This window comes from Bradyrhizobium agreste (assembly GCF_016031625.1).
In the GTDB taxonomy this organism is placed as follows: Bacteria; Pseudomonadota; Alphaproteobacteria; order Rhizobiales; family Xanthobacteraceae; genus Bradyrhizobium; species Bradyrhizobium agreste.
The window spans coordinates 1-12,502 of the sequence record NZ_JACCHP010000047.1 but is presented as its reverse complement, the minus strand read 5'-3'; the positions used below and the strand labels follow the sequence as shown (position 1 = coordinate 12,502).

Below are 12,502 nucleotides of genomic sequence, written 5' to 3'. Positions count from 1 at the left end.
AGCCAGGGCAACATCGTCTCGGTCACCGACGCGCTCGGCAAGACCATCACCTATGCCTATGACGCATTCGGCAACCTGACCAGGACCACCGATCCGTCCGGCAATGTGAGCACGGCGACCTACGACCCCCGCGGTGCCAAGATCGTCGATGCCGATCCCGACATGGGATCGTGGAGCTACAGCTACAACACGCTCGGCCTGCCGGTCAGCCAGACCGATGCCAAGGGACAGACTGTAAATCTGACCTATGACAAGCTCGATCGTGTGATCCAGCGGGTCGAGCCGGACAAGACCAGTACCTGGACTTACGATACGGCCGCGCACGGGATCGGCAAGCTCGCCTCGACCGCGATCACGGCGGGGGCGGGCGCCGGCTATTCGCGCAGCGTCAGCTATGACGCGCTCAGCCGGGCGACCCAGGTCGCGATGGTCATCGATGGCGCGACCTACAACATGAGTGCGACCTACGATGCCAACGGTCAGCTCAGCAAGGTCGGCTACCCCTCCGGCTTCACGGCGCGTTACGCCTATACCAGCCTCGGTGACGTCAACCAGCTGTTCGACGATGCAACAGGCCAGGTGCAGTGGACCGCGAATGCGATGGATGCGGAAGGGCACCTAACGCAGCAGACGGCCGGCAACGGCCTCCTCACTACCAAAGGTTTCGATGCCCTGACAGGGCGGCTGACCAGCGTCGCCACCGGCAGCGGCTCTGCGGTCCAGAATCTCAGCGTTACCTACGACAAGCGCGGCAATCCGCTGTCGCGAAACGATGCCAACACCAATCTCAGCGAGACCTTCACTTATGATGGTCTCAACCGCCTGCTGTCGTCGACGGTCAACCTGACGCCGACGCCGCTGTCGAAGACGTTCTCCTACGATCCGATCGGCAATCTGCTGTCGAAGTCGGACGTCGGCAGCTACACCTATCCGGCGGCGGGGCAAGCGCAGCCGCACGCGGTGACCAGCATCGGCGCCGGCCTGATCTCGACCACATTCACCTACGACCTCAACGGCAACCAGACCTCGGGCCTTGGCCGCACCATCGCCTGGACCTCCTACAACAAGCCGGCCAGCATCACGCAGGGCACGCGCACGATCAGCTTCGTCGACGACACCGATCACCAGCGGTTCAAGCAGGTGACGCCGGAGGGGACCAAGCTCTACCTCTCGGCGTTCGGGGTCTCGGCAGAGGTGACCAATCCCGGCACCAGCTCGCAAATCTGGACCGACTATCTGTCGGTCGGCGATGCCATGGTCGGCATGCGGACCGTCCAGGTCGTCTCCGAGACGGTGGCGACGCGCTACTTCCACAGCGACCATCTCGGCTCGATCGCGGTGATCACCGACGAGGCGGGCGCCGTGGTCGAGCGGCTCAGCTATGATGCCTGGGGCAAGCGGCGCAACCCAAACGGCACCGACGATACCACCGGCAGCATCACCAGCCAGAGCAGCCGCGGCTTCACCGGCGAGGAGCAGCTCTCGGTCTCGGGCCTCGTCCACCTCAACGGGCGCGTCTACGATCCAATAGTGGCGCGCATGACAAGTGCAGATCCGACCATCCCAAGGCCGCTCAGCACACAGGGATGGAACAGATACACTTATGTTTACAACGCCCCGCTTAACTTGACTGATCCAACTGGCTATTGCGGTAGTGGGCCAGATGGCTTTGTTGGGGCATGTTTGGATCTCACCCCGCACGAAGTGACTTCGGAAGGGAGTGTAACTGGTAGCGCATCTAGCTCAGGGTGGATGGTTTATCCGACGCCTCTGCCGACCCCAACAGTGTTTCCTGCGTGGGTCGACCCTTGTCCGATCTGCTCTGCCAACCTCAATCTGTCTCCGGCGCCGCCACCAATCTCTGTTTGGACACCAGCGTTGGTTGCGGGGATCGAAGCGTATCCTCCTCAGGTGTCACAGGTGCAGCCGTCTTCGCCCAGCTCGCTCGTGCAGCAGGTCGGTTATGGGGCGATGCCTCCGCAGTATGTGCCAGCTGATAGCGCGCGGCAGCTACTCAATCAATTCTATCCCGGCGCTCAATATATGGATCTGGCGCAAAATGCTTGGAGAGACAGGCAGTACGGAGCGGCCACGCTTTATGGTGCGGAGGCATTGGCAGATTCTGCACTTGCGCTTTCGGGCGGCAAGTTGCTTGGAGCAGGAATTGTTGCAGGCGTTGATGCCTTGAGAAGCCTTAGAGGGGTCGGAGCAGCAAACAGAGCCGCTCACGAGCTCTACAAGGATGGGCTGCGTGCGGCTATGAGCAAGCCCGCTGTTTCGGATCCGGAGCTGGCAAGACTGCTCGACCAGCTTTATCGGCCAAATGCAACCGTCGGAAGTGGTAGTACCGCAGCTGCAATTCGAGAAGAACTAAAGACCGGCCAGGCAGTAGGCGGAGCCTTCCATTCTCAAAAGGCCGGCGATAGCATTCGGGCTCTTGAGCGCTGGCTCTCCAACAATCTAACCGCTCGGCCAGGAGATCGAGCTGCGGCGGAGAACGTAATAAGAGATATGCGCAATGCCTTGGGAGGGCGGTGACGATGGGCCAAGAAGATTTTGTCGGTTTGTTGATTGCGGCCTCGAGCCGCCTACAATCTGCATACCAGAAGGTCCTTAACGAATGGGGGCCGGAAGAGCCGCCTATCACTATCCTGTTCGCCGCCCTTGGTGATCAAATCGCCGAAGACTTCGATCGAGCTGGAGTTGATGCTAATCGCCGCGTGTTCTCATTGATTGAGCAGGCAATGGAGAGTGACGACAAAGGGTTGGTAACGGCCGTTGCAACTGGCCTCATCGAAGCTCTGGTGACTCGGGCCGTACGAACTGAAAGCCTATGGAAGGAGATGGCTCCATTTCTAGGCCCGCGATCACGACATCACGCAGAGGCTTGGTTAGCCCCTTGATATCCTCTCGCACCATCTTTCGCGGTCGCTTGCGGTCCGGTACGGCTACCTGACTGCCTATGTCAAAGGTCAGAGCGTTCTTTACGGTTGCCTTCGCGAAAGGCGTAGCTACGCGAGCCGGCCCCACCTTGCCGTCCACTACAGGTCTCGTGAAACCGGGGCTTGAAAGGCGTCGCTAGCCGTTCGATGGAAAGGCGTTCGATCTCAAGCTCGTGCATATCGTAAACACCGAGCGCAAGTTTAGCGGCAGACGCCAACGCGCTTGACGCGATGCTGTTTCAGTCACGCCAACTAGACTTCGTGAACCTCCGGAGCGAAGGACGTCGATGGACTACGCTTCGCCAGTCCACCGACGAACTGTGTTCACTCCACCAGCTGAAATCGTTCGAACCGCCCGAACTCCTCCTCGATCACGCGCTTGAGCTCCTTGCGCCCCGCCGTCTTCCTGCTCTGGCCGACTTCGGTCCGTTCCTGCATCAAGAGCTTCACCTCCTGCCGGTCGGTCTTGAGGTCAAGCGCGGCGACGATCCCGTCGCCGACCAGCACGGGCAGGGCGAAATAGCCGAACTTGCGGTTGGCCTTCGGCACGTTGGCCTCGAAGAGTGGTTGCGCCGCGTACATCCCATATGTGTCGCAAATGTTCCACTACGGCAGCGGATACATCCTGACGTCCAGTTTTGAGCTGTTCTGCCGCAAGGTCACACCAGCCGCCGTGATCGCTTCGACCTTCCAGCCCATGACCTGATCGCCTTCGTTGAGCCACGTCCCATTGTTGTCGGCAGGGCTGACCACCAACGCCTTCTTGACCCGCTTGTCGATCACGATACCTGCAACGGTCACCGTGGGTGGCGGCGCGACGGGCGCGACCGGTGCAGCCGCAACGGTAACAGGCGCCGGCGGCACGTAGGGAGCGCGCGACTTGAAGAACGCTGGCGTCGCCAAGGTTCGGCCGAGAGCCGCAATCTGCTTCCCAGGGACTTCCGGGACCTTCTTCTCGCCTGCGCCGTCAAGAGCGCCGATGACCGACTCGGATGCTTCGACGGATTGGAAGAAGCTGGACTTGACGATTGCACCCAGCAGACATGCGTCGAGCAGGCCGAGGACCAGCAGACAAATCGTGGCGAGAGGTGGGGGCCGCCGCGGCTTCATGGCTGACCTACATCCTTCGGCAGGGTGCCGGTGACGTTGAGATGCGCCTCGAGCGTCGGCTCGGTGGAATCCCCGTTCGTGCCGGCCGTCGGCTTGAGGCTTGCGTTTGTTATAAAGAGATAAGGCTTGTCGGACTCTATTTCGTAGATAGCCCTTTGCAGCTGCTGATGTGTTCCAACGAGCGCGATCTTGGCCCCGATATAGCGCAATACGTCGTCCGCCGGGAGCGTCAGCCCCTGCATGGTCAGCACACGTGCGCCATTACGCTCGGCAACGTTTTTGAGCCGAATCTGGAGCTCGGCCCCAATGACGCCCTCGTTGGCACCTTTCAGGAAGTCGCCTTCGGTCAATTGGGTCTTGATGCGCTCGCTGGCCGCGCGCACGTCGCCTTCTCGGGCGAGGATCGCCTCCAGACGGCCCAGCACCTGCTGCTTTTGTGCGATCTCGTCATCCAGGCTTTGGGTGTAGTCGGCCAACGCAGCGCCCAGTCCGATGACGGCCAGGAGAACCAACGCATTGAAGCCCATGAACAGTGCGCGGCCGCTGTCGCGGGAGAGCTGGAAAAACCGCCTCACTGCGGCGCCCTCTTTTCGGAAGAGTAATGATTCCTCACCCTCATCTGCAAGGCAAACCGTTCACGCCTTTCGGTTGGATCGACGCTGACGGGAGCTGTCAATGCCGCGTCGGCAAAACTTCCGGCGTTCTCGAACAACGTCACGAGCTCGGCGGCAGCTGGCGAAAATCCCGTCAATCGCAACGTCTGCGCATCGGTGCCGGCGCCAGACTGCGTCAGCTGGAGCTCGGTCAACCAGGACTGGGTGGGCAAGATTACGGTGACCTTTTCCCAGATGTCCGAGAGGTTGGGTCTCGATACCTTGTCGCCGCGCACGCGCATCACCGCACTCTGACGCTTGTCCAGATCATCCATCTGGGCCCGGATCGACTGCGCCTTGACGCGGCTGGCCTCGATCTTGTCTGAGAACTCCGCGAGCTTCGCCTGCTTGCGCCAGACTGCAAGGCCGAACGCGGCACAGGCGAGCACCAGAAGAGCGAGCGCCAGCGCGCGCACGGCGGTCCAGTACCAGGCGATTCGACCGGCCGCCGCAGAATTGAGGACGACGCGCGGGTAGGAAGCCGGACCAAATCCCTCGATCCGCGCGACGTTCTCCTCACCGAGGTGAAATTTGTCGAGTGACTGCGCGATGAACGACCGCCGAATAATCCAGTGATGGACCGTGATCTTGCCGGAGTCCGATCCGCGCTCGACCTCGTAACTGCTGCGGATATCCTCCGGCTTGAACGTCGTCTTTCGCGCAAGGTCCTTGGCGATGATCTGGTCGAGATTGGACAGCGTCTGCTCAGGCAGGCGCAATGTTCGGCCGAAAAACCTGTCAGTGGGAACCACCACGACGAGATCGACATCCTGTCGCGCAATGCCCTTTCCCAGGAGAAACCGATCCAATGTTTCGGCGGTGTAGTTGGAAAAGCGTTCCGTCGTCTCCGGCTCGCTTCGGTCACCGGTCATGTGGAATTCAATCGCACTGGCACCAGCTTGCTTCAGATAGAGCGTCCGTCGCTGCGGGCCGAGAAGCCGCCGTCCGAATGGATTCTCAAACAGGCTGAAGAATTCTCGTTTCCACCAAGCCCAGAACGAGGCGAATGATCGCGATGCCGTCCGCCAGGCCTGGGATATGCGTCCCTCTCCGAGAAGACTTTTGAGCGGGCTGGTCGTAGCGAGGAAGGACATCTTGCTAATGGCTCCGGGTTGCGCGCACGACTTCCTCCACGGTCGTCTGGCCGCGCCACACCTTCTCGAGCCCATCCTCGTACATGGTGATCATGCCGGCGTCCCGCGCAGCGGCTTCGATCTCAGTCTCGGGTGCTATTGCCAGGACGAGGCGCTGGATTGTCGGATCGAGGAATAGAAATTCGGAGATGGTCGAGCGACCTTGGAAGCCGGTACCGCCGCATTGATCGCAGCCGTGCTTCTGGCGAATGTCGGGAATGGCTGCTGGCGATAGCCTTTTGAGCCTCCTGCGGATGTCATCGGCGAGATAAGCGGCATTGGGATGAGGGACCGAGCAGTGCGGGCAGAGACGCCGGGTTAGGCGTTGGGCGGTCACCGCTTTCACTGTCGACACCAGAAGATAGTTCTCGATTCCCATATCCGTCAGCCGCGTCATGGTCGAGACGGCGCTGTTGGTATGCAGGGTCGAGAATACGAGATGCCCGGTGAGGGATGCCTGGACGGCAATACGTGCCGTCTCAAGATCGCGGATTTCGCCGATCATGATGATGTCGGGGTCCTGCCGCAGGATCGAGCGCAACGCCGCCGGAAAGGTGAGCCCTATGCCCGACTGCACCTGCACCTGGTTGATGCCCTTGAGCTGATATTCGATCGGATCCTCGACGGTGAACAGTTTGCGCTCGGCGGTGTTGAGCGTCTGGAGTGCCGTATAGAGGGTCGTGGTCTTGCCGCTGCCGGTTGGGCCGGTGACGAGAATGATGCCGTCGGGTTGCTTGAGCAGGTCGTCGAAATATCCGATGCGCGTTCGGTCGAAGCCGAGCTCGGTAAAATCCAGCCGGATTTGCGAGCGGTCGAGAATGCGCATGACAACGCTCTCGCCGAAGGCTGTCGGGATCGTCGAGACGCGGAAGTCGACATCGACGCCTCGCACGGCGATCTTGGTGCGTCCGTCCTGCGGAAGACGGCGCTCGGCAATGTCGAGCCGCGACATGATCTTGACGCGGGACGTCACCGCGGCCCGTGTCTCCATGCCTAGGCTCTTCACGAGCCGCAGAACACCGTCGATTCGGTAGCGGACCAGAACGGCGTCGGCCGTCGGTTCGACATGAATGTCGCTGGCCCGCTGCTCCACTGCCTCCGTAATGATCTGATTGACGAGGCGGATCGTCGGCGCCTCGCTCGCGAGATCCCGAAGCCGTTGCAGGTCATGCTCGCTGGCGTCGGTGCCGGCCACTTGCGCATGACCGTCCGACTTCGTGCCGCCATAGACCGTGTCCAGAGCCCGGTCGAAATCGGCCGGAAGGAACAGTTGCACGGAGACGGTGAGATCCGTGGCATAGGCGAGGGCGCGCAAGGGTTCGTCGGACAGCGGGTCAGTCGTTCCGACATCGAGACGGCTTCCGTCGATCCTGAGCGGAAGAACCCTGTTGAAGCGCACAAAATCCGCATCGATCGTCTCGGGCAGGACGGGCGCCGCCGGAATCGAGGACAGATTGGCGATTGGAATTTTCAGGAACGCCGCGAGCGAAAGAGCTAGCTCGGTATCAGGCAGCAGGCCAAGCTTACCGAGGACCCGATCGATCCGCTCTCCGGTCGAGAGCGCCGCGCGCCGGGCTCGCTCGAGTGCTTGGCTGTCGAGTTTCTTGCTGTCCAGCAGAAACGAGCCGAAGGCCTCAAGGAAGCTGCTGGCCGCAGCCCGGTCGACCGCGCCCTCCTGACTCGCGAGCGATGGCATGGAATCTGCTTTGACGGCGGAAGCAGCTTGCATGACTCAATAAAGATGCCCTGATGCCCAGCTTGCGAAGATGCCGGCGCTTAGAAACGGTCCAAAGGCTGTTTTCTCGAATCTGTCGAGATGCCGCCGCCAGAGCGCTCGCGTTAGAATAAAGACTAGAGCGAGCGCCGAGGCGATCAGAAGCATCCAGGGGATCGGCTCCCAGCCGAGCCAGGGCCCCGCGGCCGCGCCAAGCTTGATGTCTCCGAAGCCGAGACCATCGGAGCCACGGACGTTGCGGAACGCTGCCGCGAGGCCGAGCAGCAGCGCGGCGCACCCCAGAGAGCCGATGAGCGCGTCCAACGGCGCGGGGCGGCCGACGGTGACCGATTGCAGCAGACCGAAAACCCCGAGCAGCAAGGTCAGGGAGTTGGGCAGAATGCCCCGGCGAAGATCCGCGATCGAAAGCGCGAGGAGAAGTCCCGCTAGAACGAAGCCGCAAAAGAGATCCTCAGGAGCCAATTTCGGAATTGTCATTCGGGTCACCTCGGAGCCGCCGCAAGATCATTGCGCTAGAGCGTTTCGACTTGCAAGGCGAAGGTCAACGCCAGATTGCGTGGCTGTGGACAATAGCGTCGTCATCGACGCTTCATGCGATCTTCATGCCTGCATCACGCTTTAGGCGGACGTTGTTGGCTCTTGCGTGAACACCTGACAGCAGAACAGTGCCGTCACCGGCGCCGTAGTGACGTGCTTCTGTGCAGTACCACATCTCAATCGGGGAGTTGTGGAAAAGATGCGCGTCGCATTGACGTTGAGACAACCGAAAGTTTTATTCGGTGACACGGGAATGGGAATTTGGGGTCGATTGAATGGCTTGCTTGCAGAGATTTTCCGCAACGACGATCTCGACTGCGTCTCCCTGCCATTGGCGTGAACATATAGGCAGCTCCTAGGGCATTTCCGGGGGGGACGTCCGGCGCTAACAAACGCGAAGGATCGAGCCGAGCCGTCAGCGCCCCAAAGCTCTAGTATGACGAAACGAACCTGCATGAGTGAGTGTCGGGAAGGGGTGAGCGCCTTTCGCTCTTCTTCCTGACCGACGAGGTCTGCTTTTCCTGAATGAGATGGGACATGATCGAGGCGGAAATGATCGGAGACAAGCGAAAATCCCCGGCTGGCCGAAGCACCTTTGCTTGCTTGCGGCAGCGCTCAGCCGTCGTCGTGGCTGCAACGACCTTTTTCGTCGGACCGGCGCCGGGCATTGCGGGCACCATGTCTGTGCCTGGCAACTTCGCTGTGAGTCCGACGGGAGCCGCAACCTATTCGATCCCGATCAGTGTGCCGCCGGGTGTGGCGGGCATGATGCCAGCATTGTCGCTGGCTTATAGCAGCCAGAGTGGAAACGGCCCACTGGGCATGGGATGGACTCTCTCAGGCCTGCCGTCGATCGGTCGGTGCGGCAGGACGTTGGCCCAGGACGGCGCGCTCGGCGGTGTCAACTATGACGCGAATGACCGGTTCTGCATGAACGGTCAGAGGCTTGTAGCGATCAGCGGCACTTATGGCGCCGATGGCACGCAGTACCGCACCGAAATTGAGACGTTCTCGAAGATCATCTCGCACGGCTCGGAGGGAAGTGGACCGGGGTGGTTTGAAGTTCGCACGAAGTCTGGTCAGATCATGGAATTTGGCAACACTGCCGACTCGCGAATTCTGGCGCAAGGTAAGACCTCGGTGCGAGTCTGGGCGCTAGCCAGGGCAGGCGATAGCAAGTCGAATTACTACACAGTCACCTATACCAACGACACGGCGAATGGGCAGTTCTATCCGAGTCGGATTGACTATACTGGTAACACGACGGCGGGCAGCAGCCCATCCAACTCGGTGCAATTCGTTTATGCGACGCGGCCGGATATCATTCCGCAGTATCAGGCGGGATCTCGGATCACGACCGCCTATCGCCTGACAAATGTGCAGGCCTATGCGGGATCTACCTTGGTGTCAGACTATCAGCTCGCATATGAGCAAAGCGGTCCCGCCAACCGCAGCCGCATGACCAGCCTGACGATCTGTGACGCAAGCAACAATTGCCTGCCATCGACGACCTTTAATTGGACGAGCACTGCGACGACTTTCGGGCCGATGCAGACGTGGATTGCGGGTTACGGCCACGACCAAGGCTGGGGCGACAACAACACTCATCCGAGGACGCCTGTTGATGTGAATGGCGACGGATTGCCGGATGTGGTCGCTTTTGGAGGCGCCGGTACTTACGTCTCTTTGAATACAGGGACGAGCTTCGGGCCGATGCAGACCTGGATCGCAGGGTACGGCTACGACCAGGGCTGGGGTGACAACAACACCCATCCGCGAATGCTTGTTGACGTGAATGGCGACGGATTGCCGGACGTGGTCGCGTTTGGAGGTGGCGGTACTTATGTCTCTCTGAATACAGGGACGAGCTTTGGACCGATGCAGCAGTGGATTGCGCAGTACGGCTACGATCTCGGCTGGGGCGATAACAACACTCATCCGCGAATGCTTGTTGACGTGAATGGCGACGGATTGCCGGACGTGGTCGCGTTTGGAGGTGGCGGTACTTATGTCTCTCTGAATACAGGGACAAGCTTTGGACCGATGCAGCAGTGGATCGCGCAGTACGGCTATGACCTGGGCTGGGGCGATAACAATACGCATCCGCGGATGCTTTCCGATGTGAATGGCGACGGATTGCCGGACGTGGTCGCCTTTGGAGGTGGCGGTACCTATGTCTCATTGAATACAGGGACGAGCTTCGGGCCGATGCAGCAGTGGATCGCGCAGTACGGCTATGACCTGGGCTGGGGCGACAACAACACGCATCCGCGGATGCTCGCTGATGTGAACGCGGATGGGTTGCCCGACGTCGTCGCTTTTGGAGGTGGTGGTACCTATGTGTCTCTGAACACGGGTACGAGCTTCGGACCGATGCAGAGTTGGATTGCGGGATACGGCTACGACCAAGGGTGGGGTAACAACAAGATTCATCCGAGGATGCCTGCGGATGTGAATGGCGACGGGTTGCCTGACGTCGTCGCTTTCGGAGGCGGCGGCGTTTACGTGTCGCTGAACACGGGGACGAGCTTCGGGCCAATGCAGCAATGGGTTGCTCAGTTCGGCTCCGACCTCGGTTGGACCGACAGCAACTCCCATCCACGCTTCATGGTGGACGTTAAAGGAATAGCTTTTACGGGAGTCGTTGGATTTGGGCCGTCCGGAACTCATGTTGCGACTCCTCCGACGAGCGGCCCTGCAGCCGATGTCATGATTTCGGCTGTCAATGGCCTCGGCAGTGCGACTACGGTCACGTACCAGCCCGGCACCAACACCTCGGTTGTGACCAAGGGAACGGGCACGGCGTTCCCCATGCTTGACCTTGTCTCGTCCGCATATGTCGTGTCGCAGGTTAACACCAGCAACGGGATCGGCGGCACCGTCAGCGCGTCTTATACTTATTCTGGAGGACGGATCGACTTGCGCAGGCGCGCGTTCCTCGGCTTTGCCCAGACTGGCGTGAAGGACCTGCAGACCGGCATCGCGAGTACGACGACTTACCGGCAGGACTTTCCTTATACTGGCATGATCGCATCAACGGCCAAGAGCGTGACGCCTGGCACGCCGCCGGGAGGCGCTGCGGCTCAGGGAATGCAACTGACCCAGTTGTCGAACAGCTATCAGTTCAGCAATGCGTCTGGTGCGGCCAGCGTGAGCACGCCGAGCATCAATTCGGCCCCGTACAAGGTGTCGTTGTCACAGAGCGTCTCCAGCGGGGCCGATTTCGATGGCTCCGCGTTGCCGTCGGTGACGACCACGAACCAGTACGATGCCTATCTGAACCCGACGCAGGTGGTGACCTCGACCTCTGACGGTTTCAGCAAGACGACGGTGAGCACTTATAGCAATGATACAGCCGCCTGGTATCTCGGACGGCTGACGAGATCGTCCGTCACGGGTGTCGCACCATAGTCAGAAGCTGCCCGGCCGGAGACGCTCCGGCTGGGCGTGTCCGCGTTTGCGTAACAATTCGCGTGAGTTGAGGCCAGCGTAAGCCGGCATCGGCACTGCTTTGCTCTGTGCCGGCCGTAATTCTGGAATCTGGGGCTTGGGGAATGGCAATGGATACGATCAAGAAGCTGTCGGTTGCGGCAGGGCTTGTGGCAACGATGTCGAGCGCGGCATGGGCCTCGAGCGTCACGCGAACCTCGTCGTTTGCCTACGACGGGGCCTCGGGCCTGCTAGTGCAGGAGGTGGTCGAACCGGACACGCCGGCGTTGCGGCTGCAAACCGACTACACCTATGACAGCTTCGGCAACAGACTGACGGTGACCGTCAGCGGCGCCGATATTGCGACGCGGAGCTCGGCCTCGAGTTTCGATGCCAAAGGCCAGTTCAACACGGGCAATACCAATGCGCTGAATCAGAGCGAGAGCTGGCAATATGACGCTCGGTTCGGCACGCCCACCAGCCAGACCGGCCCCAACGGTCTGACCACGACCTGGGAATACGACAGCTTTGGCCGCAAGGTCAGAGAGATCCGTCCAGACGGTACCAGTACATGGTGGTTCTACAGGCTGTGCAACGGTGTCGCCGGAGGCACCGAGACGTGCGTCGCTGGGGCGAGCTATCTGGTCGCGGAACGACCATATGCTCCCAACGGCACGATCAGCGGACCGACGGTCACCGTGTATTTCGACCAGCTCGATCGCGAAATAGCGCGAGAGACGCAGGGCTTTGACGGCACCGCGATCCGTGTGGCTACCATGTACGACGCGCTCGGGCGGGTGTCGCAGACCAGCCGGCCTTACTTCGTCAACGGCGGGACGCCGCAATACACGACCTTCACCTACGACGCGCTGGGCCGCGCCCTGACCAAGACCAAGCCGGACGGCAGCGTGTCCCAGGTCGCCTATCACGGCCTGTCCGTCACTAAGACCAATGCACTCGGCC

The 12,502-nt window shown here is 60.7% G+C and carries 8 protein-coding genes and 2 pseudogenes; 4 read left to right on the top strand and 6 right to left on the bottom strand.

Annotation, left to right across the window (positions count from 1 at the left end):
• Both HZZ13_RS36100 and HZZ13_RS36095 read left to right on the top strand, forming a co-directional pair.
• A partial coding sequence (locus HZZ13_RS36100) for an RHS repeat domain-containing protein (protein ID WP_197964182.1) occupies positions 1–2,538 on the top strand: 2,538 nt, incomplete at its 5' end.
• A gap of 2 nt (positions 2,539–2,540) precedes the next feature.
• Positions 2,541–2,903, top strand: a complete 363-nt coding sequence (locus HZZ13_RS36095; RefSeq protein ID WP_197964181.1) for a DUF7674 family protein — start codon at positions 2,541–2,543, stop codon at positions 2,901–2,903.
• Between the two features lie 363 nt (positions 2,904–3,266).
• Here HZZ13_RS36095 and HZZ13_RS36090 read toward each other — a convergent pair.
• The 6 genes and pseudogenes from HZZ13_RS36090 to HZZ13_RS36065 form a co-directional block, all read right to left on the bottom strand.
• Positions 3,267–3,506, bottom strand: a pseudogene (locus tag HZZ13_RS36090) (cytoplasmic protein); the annotation flags it as partial.
• A gap of 42 nt (positions 3,507–3,548) precedes the next feature.
• Positions 3,549–4,052, bottom strand: coding sequence for a hypothetical protein (locus tag HZZ13_RS36085; RefSeq protein ID WP_197964180.1), 504 nt, complete (start codon positions 4,050–4,052; stop codon positions 3,549–3,551).
• Positions 4,049–4,627: a type II secretion system protein GspM gene (gene gspM, locus HZZ13_RS36080; RefSeq protein WP_197964179.1), complete on the bottom strand. Its 579-nt coding sequence runs from the start codon at positions 4,625–4,627 to the stop codon at positions 4,049–4,051. Before gspM ends, HZZ13_RS36085 begins: the two co-directional genes overlap by 4 nt.
• The gene (locus HZZ13_RS36075) at positions 4,624–5,874 is read right to left on the bottom strand and encodes a PilN domain-containing protein (protein ID WP_197964178.1); all 1,251 of its coding nucleotides are present in this window, start codon (positions 5,872–5,874) and stop codon (positions 4,624–4,626) included. Before HZZ13_RS36075 ends, gspM begins: the two co-directional genes overlap by 4 nt.
• Entirely contained in the window at positions 5,804–7,534 is a 1,731-nt protein-coding gene (locus HZZ13_RS36070) for a GspE/PulE family protein (RefSeq protein WP_246504694.1), read from the bottom strand. Before HZZ13_RS36070 ends, HZZ13_RS36075 begins: the two co-directional genes overlap by 71 nt.
• Before the next feature lie 36 nt (positions 7,535–7,570).
• Positions 7,571–8,050: a prepilin peptidase gene (locus tag HZZ13_RS36065; RefSeq protein WP_197964176.1), complete on the bottom strand. Its 480-nt coding sequence runs from the start codon at positions 8,048–8,050 to the stop codon at positions 7,571–7,573.
• A 597-nt stretch (positions 8,051–8,647) separates the two neighbouring features.
• Here HZZ13_RS36065 and HZZ13_RS36060 point away from each other — a divergent pair.
• Together HZZ13_RS36060 and HZZ13_RS36055 are read left to right on the top strand one after the other, a co-directional pair.
• Positions 8,648–11,521, top strand: a complete 2,874-nt coding sequence (locus HZZ13_RS36060; RefSeq protein WP_197964175.1) for a SpvB/TcaC N-terminal domain-containing protein — start codon at positions 8,648–8,650, stop codon at positions 11,519–11,521.
• Positions 11,522–11,670: 149 nt separating this feature from the next.
• A pseudogene (locus tag HZZ13_RS36055) lies at positions 11,671–12,502 on the top strand (RHS repeat domain-containing protein); the annotation flags it as partial.

Coding starts and splice junctions, on each gene's coding strand:
- HZZ13_RS36095 (WP_197964181.1), top strand. CDS start 2,541: ATGGGCCAAGAAGATTTTGTCGGTTTGTTGATTGCGGCCTCGAGCCGC.
- HZZ13_RS36085 (WP_197964180.1), bottom strand. CDS start 4,052: ATGAAGCCGCGGCGGCCCCCACCTCTCGCCACGATTTGTCTGCTGGTC.
- HZZ13_RS36075 (WP_197964178.1), bottom strand. CDS start 5,874: ATGGGCTCGAGAAGGTGTGGCGCGGCCAGACGACCGTGGAGGAAGTCG.
- HZZ13_RS36070 (WP_246504694.1), bottom strand. CDS start 7,534: ATGCCATCGCTCGCGAGTCAGGAGGGCGCGGTCGACCGGGCTGCGGCC.
- HZZ13_RS36065 (WP_197964176.1), bottom strand. CDS start 8,050: ATGACAATTCCGAAATTGGCTCCTGAGGATCTCTTTTGCGGCTTCGTT.
- HZZ13_RS36060 (WP_197964175.1), top strand. CDS start 8,648: ATGATCGAGGCGGAAATGATCGGAGACAAGCGAAAATCCCCGGCTGGC.